This is a genomic window from Pantoea sp. Lu_F5_004, assembly GCF_051136245.1.
GTDB lineage: Bacteria > Pseudomonadota > Gammaproteobacteria > Enterobacterales > Enterobacteriaceae > Pantoea > Pantoea agglomerans.
On the sequence record NZ_CP194946.1, the window covers coordinates 1,041,875 to 1,059,786 of the forward strand.

The window sequence follows — 17,912 nt, forward strand, 5'->3', positions numbered from 1 at the left end:
TCAGTGAGTTAAAACCGGACTGCTTTTGGCGCGGTTTTTTATAGCAAACTTATTAAACCTAAAGGATTTAATGATGAAAAAGCTGTTGTCATAGGTTACTCTGCCTGCGATTTACGCTCCTTACACTGAACGAAAACGAAGAACCTGTGTAATGTCCATCGGAGCGGTAAATATCAGGGCGAGAAGTGAACTTCGCACCACATCACAACTCTAAGCGCATGCTTGCTCAGAACCATGAGATGTGCTGGCAGTTACTTTTATGCGTATGAAAAATTTGGGGAGACATTACCTCGGATGAGCGAGCAGTTGACGGACCAGGTCCTTGTCGAGCGCGTACAGAAGGGAGATCAAAAAGCTTTCAACTTACTGGTGATTCGTTACCAGCATAAAGTGGCGAGCCTGGTTTCACGCTATGTTCCCTCGGGCGACGTACCTGATGTAGTACAGGAATCGTTTATTAAAGCGTATCGCGCACTGGATTCATTCCGGGGTGATAGCGCGTTTTATACCTGGCTGTACCGCATTGCGGTAAATACAGCGAAAAATTACCTGGTTGCTCAGGGGCGTCGTCCGCCATCCAGCGATGTGGATGCTATTGACGCAGAAAATTTCGAAAGTGCGGGTGCATTAAAAGAAATTTCGAACCCTGAGAACTTAATGTTGTCAGAAGAATTGAAACAAATTGTCTTTCGTACCATCGAGGCGCTACCCGAGGACTTGCGTATGGCAATCACCCTCAGGGAACTGGACGGTCTGAGTTATGAAGAGATCGCCGTCATTATGGATTGCCCGGTAGGCACTGTTCGATCACGTATCTTTCGTGCGCGAGAGGCCATTGATAACAAAGTTCAACCGCTTATCCAACGTCAGTGATAACGGCTACTGGAAGGGTACATAGGCATGCAGAAAGAAAAACTTTCCGCTTTAATGGATGGTGAGACCTTAGATAACGAGCTGTTTTCCGCCTTGTCTAAGGACGCAGAATTACAGAAAAGCTGGGCAAGCTATCATCTCATTCGCGATACCATGCGCGGTGATGTGGGCGATGTCCTGCATTTTGATATTTCTGCGCGCGTCGCTGCTGCCATCGAAAAAGAACCGTTGCGTACGGTTACAACGCTGATCCCTGAAGCTCAGCCAGAACCTTCCCGCTGGGAAAAAATGCCGTTCTGGAAAAAAGCGCGCCCGTGGGCTGCGCAACTGACCCAGGTCGGTGTCGCTGCCTGTGTTTCACTGGCCGTGATCGTAGGCGTTCAGCACTATAACCAGCCAGAGGGCAGCGCCACGCAGACCTCTGACTCTCCGGTGTTCAATACGATGCCGATGATGGGCAAAGCGTCTCCGGTGAGCCTGGGCGTACCGTCTGATGCATTTGACACCAACAGTTCTAACCAGCAGGTTCAGGACCAGCGTCGTCGCGTGAATGCCATGCTGCAGGATTACGAACTGCAACGTCGCCTGCACGCTGACCAGCTGCAGTTTGAAACCACTGCGCCAAAACAGGCGCAGGTTGATGTTCCCGGAAATCAATCATTAGGACAGCAACAGCAGTAATGAAGCCGCTTTGGTATGCTGTTAGCCTGCTGACAGGCAGCCTGTTGTGGTCATCTGCCGCCCCGGCGCAACCTTCTGCGTCCGGGGCGCTATTGCAGCAGATGGAGCAGGCAAGTCAGAACCTCAACTACGAATTCGCCTATATCAACGTCTCCCGCATCGGCATCGAATCGCTGCGTTATCGTCATGCTGTAATCGATAACCGGATATTCGCGCAGCTGTTGCAGATGGATGGGCCACGTCGGGAAGTGATCCAGCGTGGCAACGATATCAGTTACTTCGAACCCGGCCTCGATCCCTTTTCGCTCCCCGGCAATCACATTATCGATGCTTTGCCGTCGGTGATTTTTGCTGACTTCACCAAGCTCGCCACAGCCTATGATTTTATTACCGTAGGCCGCTCGCGCATTGCCGATCAGATGTGTGATGTGTTGCGCATCGTGTCACGCGATGGCACCCGTTACAGCTATGTGGTCTGGCTGGATGTGGACACCAAGCTGCCGCTGCGCATCGACCTGCTCGATCGTGATGGCGAAACGCTGGAGCAGTTCCGCGTCATCAGTTTTGCGGTGGACGAAGGGGTGCGTAATCTGATGCAGGGGCTGGAGAAAGCCAATCTGCCTCCGTCGCTTTCGGTGCCGAAAGGGGATGCGGTCACGCTCACCTGGCAGCCAGGCTGGATACCTGCCGGTATGTCGCTGGTGTCGCAGAATCGCCGCACGCTACCCGGTCTGAATAAAAATATGGAATCGAAGCTCTACAGCGATGGCCTGTTTAGTTTCGCTATCAACGTGACGCCGGCCGATAAAACCAGCACAACGCAGACATTGCGCACTGGGCGTCGTACGGTACAGACCGTTGTACGCAATAATAACGAAATAGCGGTGATCGGCGAATTACCGCCCTCGACCGCAAAACGTATTGCGGACAGCATCGACCTGGGGTCACAAAAATGATGAGAGAATGGGCCACCGTGGTGGCATGGCAGGATGGCATCGCCACGCTGCACACCGAAGCAAAAACCTCCTGCAACAGCTGCCAGGCGCGTAAAGGCTGTGGCAGCCATATGCTGAATAAGCTCGGTCCGAAGAATGCCCACGTGATGCAAATCGCCAGCAGCAAGCCGCTGCAGCCGGGGCAGCGGATTGAACTTGGTATCAAAGAGAGCAGCCTGCTGGGTTCAGCGCTGCTGGTCTACATGACGCCGCTGTTTGGCCTGTTCCTGGTTTCCGGGCTGTTTCAGGCGCTGTTCAGCAGCGATCTGGCCGCCGCCTGCGGTGCGCTGCTGGGCGGCATCGGGGGTTTTATTGTCGCCAAAGGCGTTTCAATGAAATTCGGCGATCGGGAAGCCTTTCAGCCGGTCATTCTGAACATCGCCTTGCCTCCCGATGCGCTGCGTGTTGAAAGCGAAGCGTAACGCACGTCCAGGCCGCGCATCCCGCGGCCTTTGTCTGTTCTGCCTCGCGCAGATATCTGTTTCGCTTCCACCACGTTCCATTCTTTTATGCGCGGCGTTAACAGTGTAATATGCGTCGTCATTAATGAGGCTGACAGGATTGTGGGTAAAGAGCGATCTTCCTGAATGTGTCTGTGCTCAGGTTTTCAACTGAATTTTAAGCGAAGATATCCCAATAAATGAAGCACATAAGAAATTTCTCCATCATCGCTCATATCGACCATGGCAAATCTACGCTCTCTGACCGCCTGATTCAGATTTGTGGCGGCCTCACCGCTCGTGAAATGGCTGCGCAGGTTCTTGACTCTATGGATCTGGAGCGCGAGCGTGGCATCACCATCAAAGCACAGAGCGTCACACTCGATTACCACGCGAAAGACGGCCAAACTTACCAGCTCAATTTCATCGATACCCCAGGACATGTAGACTTCTCCTATGAAGTTTCCCGCTCACTGGCCGCCTGCGAAGGCGCGCTGCTGGTGGTGGATGCCGGTCAGGGTGTTGAAGCGCAGACACTGGCGAACTGCTACACCGCGATGGAGATGGATCTGGAAGTGGTGCCGGTTCTGAACAAAATTGACCTGCCCGCTGCCGATCCCGATCGCGCCGCGCAGGAAATTGAAGATATCGTCGGCATTGATGCAACTGACGCGGTGCGCTGCTCAGCCAAAACCGGCGTCGGCGTTCCGGAAGTGCTGGAACGCTTAGTGCGCGACATTCCGCCGCCAGAAGGCGATCCGGAAGCGCCGCTGCAGGCACTGATTATCGACTCCTGGTTCGATAACTACCTGGGTGTTGTTTCCCTGGTGCGCGTGAAAAACGGCACCATGCGCAAAGGCGACAAGATCAAAGTCCTGAGCACCGGCCAGGTTTATAACGCTGACCGGCTGGGTATCTTCACCCCGAAACGGGTTGATCGTAATGAGCTGAACTGCGGCGAAGTAGGCTGGCTGGTCTGCGCCATTAAAGATATCCTCGGCGCACCAGTGGGCGATACGCTGACTACCGCACGTAACCCGGCTGACAAAGCGCTGCCAGGCTTTAAAAAAGTGAAGCCACAGGTTTACGCCGGTCTGTTCCCTATCAGCTCTGACGACTATGAAGCGTTCCGTGATGCGCTCGGTAAGCTGAGCCTGAACGACGCCTCGCTGTTCTATGAGCCAGAAAGCTCAACGGCGCTGGGCTTTGGTTTCCGCTGCGGCTTCCTCGGTCTGCTGCACATGGAGATCATCCAGGAGCGTCTGGAGCGCGAATACGATCTCGATCTGATCACTACCGCACCGACGGTGGTGTATGAAGTCGTGACGACCAGCGGCGAAATCGTTCATGTCGACAGCCCATCCAAGCTGCCGGCACTGAACAATATCGAAGAGCTGCGTGAACCGATTGCCGAATGTCACATGCTGCTGCCGCAGGAATATCTGGGCAACGTTATCACGCTCTGTATTGAGAAGCGTGGCGTGCAGACCAACATGGTTTACCACGGCAATCAGGTGGCACTGACTTACGAAATTCCGATGGCTGAAGTGGTACTCGACTTCTTTGACCGTCTGAAATCAACCTCGCGCGGTTATGCCTCGCTGGATTACAACTTTAAACGGTTCCAGCCTTCAGACATGGTACGCGTTGACGTACTGATTAACTCTGAGCGTGTGGATGCGCTGGCACTGATTACCCACCGTGACAACGCGCCTTATCGCGGACGCGATCTGGTTGAGAAAATGAAAGAGCTCATCCCGCGTCAGCAGTTTGATATTGCGATTCAGGCTGCCATCGGCAACCACATTATCGCGCGTTCAACGGTGAAACAGCTGCGTAAAAACGTTCTCGCCAAGTGTTATGGCGGTGACGTCAGCCGTAAGAAGAAACTGTTGCAGAAGCAGAAAGATGGTAAGAAGCGAATGAAGCAGGTTGGTAACGTTGAGCTGCCACAGGAAGCGTTCCTCGCCATTCTGCATGTCGGTAAGGACAGCAAATAAGGATTTCCAATGGCTAATATGTTCGCCCTGATTCTGGCGATAGCGACGCTGATTACTGGCATCGTATGGGTAATTGATCGTTTTAAATGGGCACCCGCGCGTCGCGCGAAACAGGCTGAGGCTCAGGCACAGACCGGTAACGCGCTCGACAGCAAAACGCTGGCGAAGGTCGCTGCAAAGCCAGGCTGGGTTGAAACGACCGCATCCGTGTTCCCGGTGCTGGCCGTGGTTTTCATCGTGCGTTCGTTTATCTACGAACCATTCCAGATTCCCTCTGGCTCGATGATGCCGACGCTGTTGATTGGTGACTTTATCCTGGTGGAGAAGTTTGCTTACGGCATCAAGGATCCGATCACCCAGACGACGCTGATCCCAACCGGTCAGCCGAAGCGCGGCGATATCGCGGTATTTAAATACCCGAAAGATCCGAGCCTGGATTACATTAAGCGCGTTATCGGCCTGCCGGGCGACAAAGTCATTTATGATCCTTACAGCAAAACGCTGACGGTGAAACCGACCTGCTCCGATGATAAAGCCTGTGACACAGCGTTAGCGGTAACTTACACCGACGTTGAGCCAAGCAACTTTGTTCAGACCTTTAGCGGCTTTGATGGCAACGAAACCGGCAACGGTTTTTATCAGGTGCCGCAGGGCGATACCCTGCGCGGTGGTTTGCGCCTGGGAACCCGCAAAGAGACAATCGGTAACGTGACGCATGACATTCTGCTGGTAAACGAAGCGCAGAGTCAGGCAGGCATGTATTATCAGCAGCCGGGTCAGCCGCAGGCGAGCTGGGTCGTGCCGAAAGGGCAATACTTCATGATGGGCGACAACCGTGATAACAGCGCCGACAGCCGCTACTGGGGCTTTGTCCCGGAGCGTAATCTGGTCGGTAAAGCGGTCGCTATCTGGATGAGCTTTGAGAAACAAGAAGGCCAGTGGCCAACCGGCGTGCGATTCAGTCGCATCGGTGGTATCCACTAACATTATTGTCTGATTAACAGGCAAATCGGGTGGCCTCCTCAGGGAGGCCACTGCACACCAAACGGAACGTGTTGGATTACCAGCCCCGTTTGGTATGCAGAGTCACAGACGCAACAAAGAACTGGAATCGCATGAACCCCATCCTGATTAACAAGCTTCAGCGCAAACTGGGCTACACTTTTACTCATTCGGAACTGTTACAGCAGGCCCTGACTCACCGCAGCGCCAGCAGTAAGCACAACGAACGCCTGGAATTTCTTGGCGATTCTATTCTTAGCTATGTGATTGCTAATGCCCTTTATCACCGCTTCCCGCGGGTTGATGAAGGTGACATGAGCCGCATGCGCGCCACGCTGGTGCGGGGCAACACGCTGGCTGAAATGGCTCGCGAATTTGATCTTGGCGAGTGCCTGCGCCTGGGACCCGGTGAGCTGAAAAGCGGCGGTTTCCGTCGTGAATCGATCCTGGCGGATACGGTGGAAGCGCTGATTGGCGGTATCTTCCTCGACAGCAGTATTGAGCGGGTAGAGCAGCTGATCCTCGACTGGTATCAGACCCGCCTCGACGAAATCAGTCCTGGCGACAAACAAAAAGATCCGAAAACGCGCCTGCAGGAGTATCTGCAGGGACGTCATCTGCCGCTGCCAAGTTATCTGGTAGTACAGGTACGTGGCGAAGCCCACGATCAGGAATTCACCATTCACTGTCAGGTGAGTGGCATGGCCGAGCCGGTTGTCGGCGTCGGCTCCAGCCGTCGTAAAGCTGAGCAGGCAGCGGCTGAACAGGCACTGATAAAATTAGGTCTTGAATAGATCTGTCGGGGTGACAGTGCCGAAACCGGCACTGAACCATTAACCCGACACTCTATCCCGGCGTCAGAAGACGCTGAATGACACATGACTCAAATAGCACTCTTTCGGCGCCGCATCAGGCGCTGAACAATTCAGGACTCGAATGAGCGAAAACGTTACTTATTGCGGCTTTGTCGCGATTGTTGGCCGACCAAACGTCGGTAAATCCACCTTACTGAACCAGTTGCTGGGGCAGAAGGTGTCGATCACCTCGCGTAAGCCGCAAACCACGCGCCACCGCATCATGGGCATTCATACCGAAGGCGAATATCAGGCGATCTACGTCGATACTCCCGGTCTGCACATGGAAGAGAAGCGCGCCATTAACCGTCTGATGAACCGCGCAGCCAGCAGCTCTATTGGCGACGTAGAACTGGTGATCTTCGTGGTTGAAGGCACCCGCTGGACGCCCGATGATGAGATGGTGTTGGGCAAACTGCGCGACAATAAAGTGCCGGTGGTGCTGGCGATCAATAAGGTCGATAACATCCAGGATAAAAGCATTCTGCTGCCGCATCTGCAGTTCCTGAGCCAGCAGATGAACTTCCTCGATATCGTGCCTATTTCTGCTGAGAGCGGCAAAAACGTCGATACCATTGCGGCGATTACCCGCAAGCATCTGCCGCAGGCCGATCATCACTTCCCGGAAGATTACATCACCGACCGCTCACAGCGTTTCATGGCGTCAGAGATTATCCGTGAAAAACTGATGCGCTTCCTGGGGGCTGAACTGCCTTACTCCGTTACGGTTGAGATCGAGCGCTTCGTGACCAACGAACGTGGCGGTTACGACATTCACGGTCTGATTCTGGTTGAGCGCGAAGGGCAGAAGAAGATGGTGATTGGCAACAAAGGCGCCAAAATCAAAGTCATCGGAACAGAAGCGCGCCGAGACATGGAAGAGATGTTCGAAGCGAAAGTGCATCTAGAACTGTGGGTGAAAGTGAAATCCGGCTGGGCAGATGACGAACGTGCGCTGCGCAGCCTGGGTTATACAGACGATCTCTGATTCAATGGAAGGCTGGCAACGCGCCTTTGTGCTGCATAGTCGCCCCTTCAGCGAAACCAGTCTGCTGCTCGACCTGTTCAGCGAAAGCGAAGGGCGGGTGCGGGTTCTGGCCAAGGGCGCACGTTCGCGGCGCTCGCAGCTGAAGGGGGCGTTACAGCCTTTTACCCCGCTGCTGGTTCGCTGGAGCGGGCGCGGGGAAGTCAAAACCCTGCGCAATGCCGAAGCGGTGTCGCTGGCCTTACCGCTCAGCGGCATCACGCTCTACTGCGGTCTCTACGTCAATGAGCTGGTCTCTCGCGTATTGCAGCAGGAATTCCCCTTCTCAGAACTCTTCTTCGACTATCTCAACTGCCTTCAGGCATTAGCCTCAACGCACGGCAAGCCCGAACCGGCACTGCGGCGTTTTGAACTGGCGCTGCTCGGTCACCTGGGTTATGGCGTCGATTTCCTGCACTGCGCCGGCAGCGGCGAGCCGGTCAGCGACAACATGACGTACAGCTACCGCGAAGAGCGCGGCTTTATTGCCAGCCTGGTGGTCAATCAGCGCAGCTTTACCGGCCGCGAATTGCGCGCCCTGTGCGAGCGAGAGTTTCCCGATGCCGACACTCTGCGCGCCGCGAAGCGGTTTACCCGCATCGCCCTGAAGCCCTATCTTGGTGGCAAGCCGCTGAAGAGTCAGGAGCTGTTCCGCCAGTTTATCCCGAAGAAAAAGCCTGAACAGGCAGAAGAATAGCGCGGGTCGTACCGCCTGTTTAACTTTGCGCGGTACACTCAACATCACGATGAAAAAGAAGTGAGGATGGTCATGGCTGAGTTGCTGTTAGGCGTCAATATCGATCACATTGCTACGGTGCGTAACGCCCGTGGGACAAACTATCCCGATCCGGTGCAGGCGGCGTTTATCGCCGAGCAGGCGGGCGCAGACGGTATTACCGTGCACCTGCGCGAAGATCGCCGTCACATCACTGATCGCGACGTGCGTATCCTGCGTGACACTATCCAGACGCGTATGAATCTGGAGATGGCGGTCACCGATGAGATGATCGGCATCGCCTGTGATATCCAGCCCCATTTCTGCTGTCTGGTGCCGGAAAAGCGTCAGGAAGTGACCACTGAAGGCGGGCTGGATGTGGCGGGGCAGCAGGAGAAGATGAACGCGGCCGTACGACTGCTGAGTGACGCAGGCATTCTGGTTTCGCTGTTTATCGATGCCGATCACCGTCAGATTGAAGCGGCCGTGGCCAGCGGCGCGCCTTACATCGAAATCCATACCGGCGCCTACGCCGAAGCACCAGAGGGACTGGCGCGTGACGCTGAGCTGGCGCGTATCCGCCACGCCGCGACCTTTGCCGCCAGCCTGGGACTGAAGGTCAATGCCGGTCACGGTCTGACCTATCACAACGTGCTGCCGATTGCGGCGCTGCCGGAAATGCATGAGCTGAATATCGGCCATGCGATTATTGGTCGTGCGGTGATGAGTGGCCTGCCGGATGCGGTCAAAGAGATGAAGCAACTGCTGCGTGAAGCCCGTCGCTGATGGCTATTCTGGGACTGGGTACGGACATCGTTGAGATTGAACGTATCGCCGGGGTGATTGAACGCTCCGGCGACCGGCTGGCACGGCGGGTGCTGAGCGAAGCCGAATGGCAGCAATATCAGGCGCACAAGCAGCCGGTGCGCTTTCTCTCTAAACGCTTTGCGGTAAAAGAGGCGGCGGCAAAAGCCTTTGGCACCGGTATTCGCGGTGGTCTGGCGTTTAATCAGTTTGAAGTTTACAACGATGCGCTGGGAAAACCGGGATTACGCTTCTTTCAGCATGCCGCTGAAGTGGCAGAGAGGCTGGGCGTTAAACACGTTCACGTGACGCTGGCCGATGAGCGTCACTACGCCTGCGCCACGGTGATCATTGAAAGCTAGCCGTGCAGCAGCACGAACTTCTCCCACAGCGCATCGCGTGATTCGGTGTGCTGTGGGTCAATGATGATGGTGTTGTCGATGGGGCATACCTGCTGACAGGTTGGCGTCTCATAATGCCCGACGCATTCCGTGCAGCGGCTGACATCAATCTCATAGATCGCAACGCCCAGTGAAATGGCCTGGTTCGGGCACTCCGGTTCACACATATCGCAGTTAATGCATCTGGCCGTAATCAACAGCGCCATTTTACCCACCTGATAACAACAGAAAAAGCGCGGGTATTATACGCGCTGCCGCTGATCAGACCAGCTTTTTCACCAGCGCTTCGCTGTGGCGAATATGACTGGACGCGCGTTCCGGATCGTTTTGCACCAGCGCCATAAACAGCAGATCGGTCAGGGCCAGTTGCGCCGTGGTCGAGGAGATGGCCGCGCTGCGGGTACTCTGCTCCTCCGCCACCGTATAGAGACAGTAACTGGCGCTCTGTTGCAGCGTATTCGGCGTAAAGCCGGTAAAGGCCACCACATCGGCGCCTACCTGAACCGCCTCCTGCGCGGCCAGATTGATCTCCCGCCGTTCACCGGTGTAAGAGATGGCGAGCAGCACATCGCCTGGCCCCATCGCCTGCACGCTGGCCAGCAGGGCGTGCATATCCTGCTCCGCCACCGCATTGATGCCAATCTTCATCAGCTTCCAGGAGAAGTCCTTCGCCACCAGACCCGAAGCGCCGATGCCCACCAGTAAAATACGCCGGGCATTTTTCAGCAGCTGTAACACATCGTTGAGTTTCTCTTCGCTGTTGATATCCAGCGTGGCGCGGATCGCCGAGAGTTTCTCCGTCAGCAGCTTCTCACCCACCATTTTAAGGGGATCGTCGCTGAGGATATGGTTATGCACGGTAATGGCATCTTTGTCCGCCAGTGACTCACTCAGAGCCAGCTTAAGCGCCGGAAAACCTTTGTATCCCAGTTTCTGAGCAAACTTCACCACGCTCGACTGGCTGACGCCAGACTCTTCCGCCAGCTTTTGCGAACTCAGGTGGCGCGCCCGATCGGGTTGCGACAGTAGAAAATCAGCCAGCCGACGCTCGTTCAATGCCAGACGTGGATAAAGCTGGCGAATGCGCAGCAATGAACTCATGCCCAATCCTCGTAATTCAGGGATAATCTGTGAAGAATAAACTATTCATCAGGCATTGTAGTCATCGGAATTAAAAATGACAGTCATCGCCGTAGCGCCTGATGATGGCTACACTACTCTTTATCATTCCAGAATCAGCCTGAAGGAGAGTTGTTTGACCAGGGGAACACAACGTCGCGTCGTATTTTTTGACCTGGATGGCACTTTGCACCAGCAGGACATGTTCGGCACTTTTATGCGCTATCTGCTGCGTCGCCGACCGCTTAATCTGCTGCTGGTGGTGCCGTTATTGCCGGTAGTGGGTATCGGCTTGCTGTTTAAAGGCCGTGCGGCACGCTGGCCCATGAGCCTGCTGCTCTGGTCTATTACTTTTGGCCGTTCTGAGCGGACGCTGCTGCAACTCGAAGCCGAATTTGCGCAGTGGTTCCGCCTGCGCGTTAAAGCCTTTCCGGTGGTTCAGCAGCGCCTGACCGATTACCTCGGCAGTGATGATGCTGACGTCTGGCTTATCACCGGATCGCCACAGTCTCTGGTGGAGCAGGTCTATTACGACTCCGCGTTTCTGCCACGCGTGAAGCTGATTGCCAGTCAGATGCAGCGCGGCTGGGGCGGGCGGGTACTGGCAATGCGCTGCCTCGGCCATGAGAAAGTGGCACAGCTGGAAGAGAAAATCGGCACGCCGCTACAGCTCTACAGCGGCTATAGCGACAGCAAACAGGACAACCCGCTGCTGTTTTTCTGTCAGCATCGCTGGCGCGTAACACCCGCAGGTGAGCTGCAACAGCTGGAATAAGTTTCTAAAGGATCGGTGAGACCGCTATAATGCGCCGCTTTTCTGTCGCCCGGAGTGGTCAGCATGAAACAACAAGATGAATACTGGATGCGCCATGCGCTTGACCTGGCGCGCCGGGCCTGGGAGCAGGACGAAGTGCCGGTGGGTGCGGTGCTGGTTCAGAATGACCGGGTGATCGGTGAAGGCTGGAACCGGCCCATCGGCCAGCACGATCCGACGGCGCATGCGGAGATTATGGCGTTGCGGCAGGGCGGTAAAGTACTGGAAAATTATCGTCTGCTGGACACCACGCTCTACGTGACGCTGGAGCCGTGCGTGATGTGCGCCGGCGCCATGGTTCACAGCCGCATCAGCCGGCTGGTCTACGGTGCGCACGATATCAAAAGTGGAGCGGCAGGATCGCTGCTCGATGTGCTGGGGCACCCCGGCATGAATCATCAGGTTGAATTACAGAGCGGCGTGCTGGCTGAAGAGTGTGCCGCTATGCTGAGCGACTTCTTCCGTATGCGTCGCGAGCAGAAAAAAGCGCTGCGGCAGGCGCAACGCCAGAATTAATTCATGGCGATCTTTGGTTCGACCGCCGGATAGCCTTTGGCCAGTTCGGCCTGTGCTTGTTGTGCTTCAGCCTGCTGCGCCAGGCGTTTTTCCTGCTCCTGCAGATAACCCACCAGGCTTAACTGATATTTGCGGATGTTCTCCACATAGTTATAGGCTTCATGCCCACGGGCATAGCCATAAGCTGTCTGAGTGTAGTAACGCTTCTGGCTCAGCATGGGCAGACGCAGCTTCACATCCGCCCAGCTATCCGGATTACCCCCCTGGCGGGCAGTGAGTTTACGGACATCCAGCATATGGGCATAGCCCATGTTATAGGCCGCCAGCGCAAACCAGATGCGCTCATCTTCCGGGATGGTCTGCGGCACCTTCGCCATCATATCCTGCAGATACTGACTGCCGCCGCGAATGCTCTGTTCGGGATCGGTCCGGTCGCCCACATCCAGGCTCTCAGCGGTGTTACGGGTCAGCATCATCATGCCGCGCACGCCGGTAGGGGAGGTGGCCTGCGGGTTCCAGTGCGACTCCTGATAGGAGATCGCCGCCAGCAGTCGCCAGTCAATGCTGGTGGCGTACTTCTCAAACAGCGGTTTGATGTCAGGCAGCGTGTTGTCGATGGCGCGCAGGAAAGTGCGGGTATCGACATAATCAAAGGTGCCGACGTGGCCGAGATATTTCTCCTCCAGCCGCGCCATCGCCCCTTCTTCACCCATACCGTTAAAGAAGTCGAGCATCGCGGCATTCAGGCTGTCGTCATCGCTGTGCCTCACATACCAGGTGACCGGCTCTTCATCAGTGACATCAAACGCCACCGCCAGCTGCGGATAGATGCGCTGCAACAGAGCGATGGTCACGGAGTCACCAATCGTATAGTCGAGCTTGCCGTCTGCCACCGCTTCCAGCAGGGCTTTAGGACTTTGATCGGTGGAGATCGCCCAGTCCAGATCGGGGTACTGGTTTGACCGCGCGCTCTTCAGCGTTGACAGATACGCCGATCCTGATGCAACAGTCAGCCGCCCCTTTAAGTCACCGAGGTTTTTAGGGCGCGGCTTATCCACGCGATAGACCAGCTGCTGCGAAACGTTGTAGTAGCCTGGCCCGGTCTGATAGCGGGTCAGGCGTTCGCTGTTGTAGTTCAGACCCGCGGCCAGCAAATCGGCTTTGCCATCATCTAAATCGTCAAACAGATCGCTCAGGTTGGGACGTACTGTCACCTTGAGTTTGACGCCCAGATAATCGGCGAAGCGTTTTGCCAGCTCATAATCCATACCGGCCGGAGATTGGTTCACTGTGTAGTAAGTCAACGGGGAATTGATGGTACTGACACGCAGTACTCCCCGTGATTTAATCTGTGAAATCTGGTCCTGCCCACCCCCATACCAGGGAATGGATGGCCATAGCGCTAACGCTAACAGCACGGCAACCAGACCGATAAACAGATAATTAAATTTTAGGCGTTTCAAATAGTTATCTCTCGCTGGCTCTAAGGCCTCTGTCTTTTAAAGGCAGTATTTGTCTTCTTTGAACTCCCAGAGCGAGGGGCATTTTGCGCAACAAAATCACGCTGAGCAACTTTTATAGCAGCTTTTGCGCAAAATTCAGGCAAATCCGGGTCGCCAAAAATTGTGCGCAAACGGTTTCGTCGCGAGGTCGCTTTCTCTATAATACGCCCCGTTTTCCCTGTTGCGCCCAATGAAGCGTCGCCCGGCGCCCTGACGAGAGATTTATTAATGGAAATTCTGCGTGGTTCGCCCGCCCTGTCGGCATTTCGTGTAAACAAACTGCTGACCCGCTTTCAGGACGCTCATCTGCCGGTGAGTGATATTTACGCTGAGTACATCCATTTTGCTGATGTCAGCACGCCCTTAAGCGCTGACGAACAGAGCCGTCTGCAGCGCCTGCTGAAATATGGTCCCTCTCTCGCTGAACATGCCCCACAGGGTCGTCTGCTGCTGGTGACGCCTCGTCCCGGCACCATTTCGCCCTGGTCATCCAAAGCCACTGACATTGCCCACAACTGCGGCCTGCCGCAGGTACGTCGTCTGGAGCGCGGCCTGGCCTTTTATGTACAGGCCCCGCAACTGACGGAAGCGCAGTGGCAAACGCTGGGCACACTGCTGCACGATCGGATGATGGAAACGGTCTTCGGCGATCTGGCGCAGGCTGAACAGCTGTTCGCGCATCACACGCCACAGCCGGTGAAAAGTGTCGATCTGCTGGGTGAGGGCCGTCAGGCGCTGGTTCAGGCGAATATCTCCCTGGGTCTGGCGCTGGCCGACGATGAAATCGACTACCTGGTGGCGGCGTTTACCGCACTGGGCCGCAATCCCAACGACATTGAACTCTATATGTTTGCGCAGGCGAACTCTGAGCACTGTCGTCACAAGATCTTCAACGCCGACTGGATTATCGACGGCGAGAAACAGCCAAAGTCGCTGTTTAAGATGATCAAAAACACCATGGAGCAGACGCCGGACTACGTGCTCTCTGCTTACAAAGATAACGCCGCCGTGATGGAAGGCTCAGAGGTTGGCCGCTTCTTTGCTGACGCCGGAGAGAGCGAATACCGCTGGCATCAGGAAGCCGCACACATCCTGATGAAGGTGGAAACCCATAACCACCCAACGGCCATCTCGCCGTGGCCTGGTGCTGCGACCGGTTCCGGTGGTGAAATCCGTGATGAAGGCGCAACCGGAAGGGGTTCTAAGCCAAAAGCGGGCCTTGTCGGTTTCTCCGTATCGAACCTGCGTATCCCAGGCTTTGAACAGCCGTGGGAAGAGGACTTCGGCAAACCGGACCGCATCGTCAGTGCGCTGGAAATTATGACCGATGGCCCGCTGGGCGGCGCTGCATTTAACAATGAATTTGGTCGTCCGGCTCTGAATGGTTACTTCCGTACCTATGAAGAGCAGGTCACCAGCCACAACGGCACTGAGCTGCGTGGCTACCATAAGCCGATTATGCTGGCGGGCGGCATCGGGAATATCCGTGCCGATCACGTGCAGAAAGGTGAAATCACCGTAGGCGCGAAGCTGGTGGTGCTGGGCGGTCCGGCAATGAACATCGGCCTGGGCGGCGGCGCGGCGTCATCGATGGCCTCGGGCCAGTCTGACGCCGATCTCGACTTTGCCTCGGTACAGCGTGATAACCCGGAAATGGAACGCCGTTGTCAGGAAGTGATTGACCGCTGCTGGCAGCTGGGCGAAGAGAACCCGATTCTGTTTATCCACGACGTGGGCGCTGGCGGCCTCTCCAATGCGATGCCGGAGCTGGTCAGCGATGGCGGTCGTGGCGGCCGGTTTAACCTGCGTGACATCCTGAGTGATGAGCCAGGCATGAGTCCGCTGGAGGTCTGGTGTAACGAATCACAGGAACGTTATGTGATGGCAGTGGCACCCGATCAGCTGGCGCAGTTTGAGGCGATTTGTCAGCGCGAACGCGCACCGTTCGCGGTCATTGGTGAAGCCACCGAAGAGCTGCACCTGAGCCTGGAAGATAGTCATTTCGGTAATAAACCGATCGATATGCCACTTGATGTCCTGCTGGGCAAAACGCCGAAGATGACGCGGGATGTGGTGACGCAGCAGACGCAGGGCACTGCCCTGCAGCGTGACGGCATTACGCTGGTCGATGCGGTGAACCGCGTGCTGCATCTGCCTGCCGTGGCGGAAAAAACCTTCCTGATCACCATCGGTGACCGCAGCGTGACCGGCATGGTGGCGCGCGACCAGATGGTGGGACCGTGGCAGATCCCGGTTGCCAACTGTGCGGTGACTACCGCCAGCCTCGACAGCTACCACGGCGAAGCGTTTGCACTGGGCGAACGTTCACCGGTTGCGCTGCTGGATTTCGCAGCGTCGGGTCGTCTGGCGGTCGGTGAAGCCCTGACCAACCTGGCGGCTACCCATATTGGTTCGCTGAAGCGTGTGAAGCTTTCCGCAAACTGGATGTCCGCAGCCGGTCATCCGGGTGAAGATGCCGGTTTATATGCGGCGGTGAAAGCGGTCGGCGAGGAGCTTTGTCCGGCGCTGGGGATCACCATCCCGGTCGGTAAAGATTCGATGTCGATGAAAACACGCTGGCAGGAAGGCAGCGAACAGCGCGAAATGACCTCACCGCTGTCGCTGGTGATTACCGCTTTTGCCCGCGTCGAAGATGTCCGTCGCACCGTCACGCCACAACTGCAGGCCGATCAGGATAACCTGCTGCTGCTGATCGATCTGGGCAACGGCGCGAATACGCTGGGCGCAACGGCGCTGTCACAGGTTTATCGTCAGCTTGGCGACAAACCTGCCGACGTGCGCGATGCCGCTCAGCTGGCGGGCTTCTTCAATGCCATCCAGGCGCTGGTGGCTGAGCAGAAACTGCTGGCTTATCACGATCGCTCCGACGGTGGTCTGCTGGTGACGCTGGCCGAGATGGCCTTTGCCGGTCACTGCGGTGTTGACGTTGACATCGCCTCGCTGGGTAACGATGCGCTGGCCGCCCTGTTTACCGAAGAGCTGGGTGCGGTGATTCAGATCAACGCCGCCGATCGCGCCGTGGTTGAGCAGATCCTGGCGGATCAAGGTCTTGCCGGCTCGACACATCTGCTGGGCAGCGCGCAGCCGGGCGATCGCTTTGTGATCCGTTCTGGTGACAGCGCGGTCTACAGTGAAAGCCGCAACACGTTGCGAACCTGGTGGGCGGAAACCACCTGGCAGATGCAGCGTCTGCGCGACAACCCGGCATGTGCCGATCAGGAACATGAAGCGAAGAAAAACGACAGCGATCCTGGCCTAAACGTTAATCTGACCTTTAATCCGCAGGAAGATGTTGCTGCCCCGATGATCGCCACTGGCGCACGTCCAAGGGTCGCGGTGCTGCGTGAGCAGGGCGTGAACTCCCATGTAGAGATGGCAGCCGCCTTTGATCGGGCAGGCTTCACCGCCATTGACGTTCACATGAGCGATCTGCTGGCCGGACGTCGCGGTCTGGAAGAGTTCCAGGCGCTGGTCGCCTGTGGCGGCTTCTCTTACGGCGATGTGCTGGGTGCCGGTGAAGGCTGGGCGAAATCGATTCTGTTCAACCCGCGCGTGCGTGACGAGTTCGAAACCTTCTTCCACCGTCCGCAAACCCTGGCGCTGGGCGTCTGCAACGGTTGCCAGATGATGTCTAATCTGCGTGAACTGATCCCAGGCAGCGATCTCTGGCCACGCTTTGTGCGTAACCAGTCTGAGCGCTTTGAAGCGCGCTTCAGTCTGGTAGAAGTGGCCGCCAGTCCCTCGCTGTTGCTGGACGGCATGGCCGGTTCGCATATGCCTATCGCCGTTTCGCACGGTGAAGGCTTTGTTGAAGTGCGTGATGCTTCACATCTGGCGGCGCTGGAGTCGAAAGGGCTGGTTGCACTGCGCTTTGTCGATAACTTCGGCAAGGTAACAGAAACCTATCCGGCTAACCCGAATGGCTCACCAAACGGCATCACTGCCGTGACCAATGAAAGTGGTCGCGTCACTATCATGATGCCGCATCCGGAGCGGGTGTTCCGCACCGTCAGCAACTCCTGGCATCCGGCAGAGTGGGGCGAAGATAGCCCGTGGATGCGTATATTCCGCAATGCGCGTAAACAGCTGGGTTAATTTAATCCGCTGAAAAGAGCAGGAGGCCAGTGTGCCTCCTGTTTTTTTTGTGGCTC

Annotated in this window: 17 protein-coding genes; 14 read left to right on the forward strand and 3 right to left on the reverse strand. The window is 56.1% G+C overall.

The genetic code is table 11. The annotated features are described in order from the left end of the window. The first annotated feature begins 294 nt into the window (after window positions 1-294). The 11 genes from rpoE to acpS all read left to right on the forward strand — a co-directional run bounded on the left by rpoE (window position 295) and on the right by acpS (window position 9,750). Window positions 295-873: an RNA polymerase sigma factor RpoE gene (gene rpoE / locus ACR8BN_RS04970; RefSeq protein WP_010257669.1), complete on the forward strand. Its 579-nt coding sequence runs from the start codon at window positions 295-297 to the stop codon at window positions 871-873. Between the two features lie 27 nt (window positions 874-900). Further along, window positions 901-1,554 carry an anti-sigma-E factor RseA gene (rseA, locus tag ACR8BN_RS04975; protein WP_010257667.1) on the forward strand — a complete coding sequence of 218 codons (654 nt, stop codon included), beginning with the start codon at window positions 901-903 and terminating at the stop codon, window positions 1,552-1,554. Continuing rightward, the gene (gene rseB / locus ACR8BN_RS04980) at window positions 1,554-2,510 is read left to right on the forward strand and encodes a sigma-E factor regulatory protein RseB (RefSeq protein ID WP_010257666.1); all 957 of its coding nucleotides are present in this window, start codon (window positions 1,554-1,556) and stop codon (window positions 2,508-2,510) included. The genes rseA and rseB overlap by 1 nt, the downstream gene beginning before the upstream one ends. After that, window positions 2,507-2,971: a SoxR-reducing system protein RseC gene (gene rseC / locus ACR8BN_RS04985; RefSeq protein ID WP_010257664.1), complete on the forward strand. Its 465-nt coding sequence runs from the start codon at window positions 2,507-2,509 to the stop codon at window positions 2,969-2,971. Before rseB ends, rseC begins: the two co-directional genes overlap by 4 nt. 218 nt (window positions 2,972-3,189) lie before the next feature. Continuing rightward, entirely contained in the window at window positions 3,190-4,989 is a 1,800-nt protein-coding gene (lepA, locus tag ACR8BN_RS04990; protein WP_010257661.1) for a translation elongation factor 4, read from the forward strand. Window positions 4,990-4,998: 9 nt separating this feature from the next. After that, entirely contained in the window at window positions 4,999-5,973 is a 975-nt protein-coding gene (gene lepB / locus ACR8BN_RS04995) for a signal peptidase I (protein ID WP_010257658.1), read from the forward strand. A 131-nt stretch (window positions 5,974-6,104) separates the two neighbouring features. Continuing rightward, complete coding sequence (gene rnc / locus ACR8BN_RS05000; RefSeq protein ID WP_010257656.1) at window positions 6,105-6,785, forward strand: ribonuclease III; 681 nt, start codon at window positions 6,105-6,107, stop codon at window positions 6,783-6,785. 142 nt (window positions 6,786-6,927) lie between these two features. Next, window positions 6,928-7,833, forward strand: coding sequence for a GTPase Era (gene era, locus ACR8BN_RS05005; RefSeq protein ID WP_434747376.1), 906 nt, complete (start codon window positions 6,928-6,930; stop codon window positions 7,831-7,833). 4 nt (window positions 7,834-7,837) lie between these two features. Beyond that, window positions 7,838-8,566 (forward strand): DNA repair protein RecO, encoded by a 729-nt coding sequence (gene recO / locus ACR8BN_RS05010; protein ID WP_010257651.1) that lies wholly within the window; start codon window positions 7,838-7,840, stop codon window positions 8,564-8,566. Between the two features lie 72 nt (window positions 8,567-8,638). Continuing rightward, entirely contained in the window at window positions 8,639-9,370 is a 732-nt protein-coding gene (gene pdxJ / locus ACR8BN_RS05015; protein WP_010257647.1) for a pyridoxine 5'-phosphate synthase, read from the forward strand. Further along, a complete protein-coding gene (gene acpS, locus ACR8BN_RS05020; protein ID WP_010257645.1) occupies window positions 9,370-9,750 on the forward strand; it encodes a holo-ACP synthase in 381 nt (126 codons plus the stop codon). Before pdxJ ends, acpS begins: the two co-directional genes overlap by 1 nt. Here the strand turns inward: acpS and ACR8BN_RS05025 are convergent. Then, complete coding sequence (locus tag ACR8BN_RS05025) at window positions 9,747-9,995, reverse strand: YfhL family 4Fe-4S dicluster ferredoxin (RefSeq protein WP_187500644.1); 249 nt, start codon at window positions 9,993-9,995, stop codon at window positions 9,747-9,749. The genes acpS and ACR8BN_RS05025 overlap by 4 nt on opposite strands. Before the next feature lie 55 nt (window positions 9,996-10,050). Then, window positions 10,051-10,890: a MurR/RpiR family transcriptional regulator gene (locus ACR8BN_RS05030; RefSeq protein ID WP_010257643.1), complete on the reverse strand. Its 840-nt coding sequence runs from the start codon at window positions 10,888-10,890 to the stop codon at window positions 10,051-10,053. 154 nt (window positions 10,891-11,044) lie between these two features. Here ACR8BN_RS05030 and yfhb point away from each other — a divergent pair, with 154 nt between their 5' ends. Both yfhb and tadA read left to right on the forward strand, forming a co-directional pair. After that, window positions 11,045-11,683 (forward strand): phosphatidylglycerophosphatase C, encoded by a 639-nt coding sequence (gene yfhb, locus ACR8BN_RS05035; RefSeq protein WP_010257641.1) that lies wholly within the window; start codon window positions 11,045-11,047, stop codon window positions 11,681-11,683. A 63-nt stretch (window positions 11,684-11,746) separates the two neighbouring features. Continuing rightward, window positions 11,747-12,238, forward strand: coding sequence for a tRNA adenosine(34) deaminase TadA (gene tadA / locus ACR8BN_RS05040; protein WP_434747377.1), 492 nt, complete (start codon window positions 11,747-11,749; stop codon window positions 12,236-12,238). Here tadA and mltF read toward each other — a convergent pair. Beyond that, complete coding sequence (gene mltF, locus ACR8BN_RS05045; RefSeq protein WP_033758659.1) at window positions 12,235-13,701, reverse strand: membrane-bound lytic murein transglycosylase MltF; 1,467 nt, start codon at window positions 13,699-13,701, stop codon at window positions 12,235-12,237. The two genes, tadA and mltF, sit on opposite strands and share 4 nt — an antisense overlap. 267 nt (window positions 13,702-13,968) lie before the next feature. Here mltF and purL point away from each other — a divergent pair, with 267 nt between their 5' ends. Beyond that, window positions 13,969-17,856: a phosphoribosylformylglycinamidine synthase gene (gene purL / locus ACR8BN_RS05050; protein WP_115757900.1), complete on the forward strand. Its 3,888-nt coding sequence runs from the start codon at window positions 13,969-13,971 to the stop codon at window positions 17,854-17,856. Window positions 17,857-17,912: the final 56 nt, after the last annotated feature.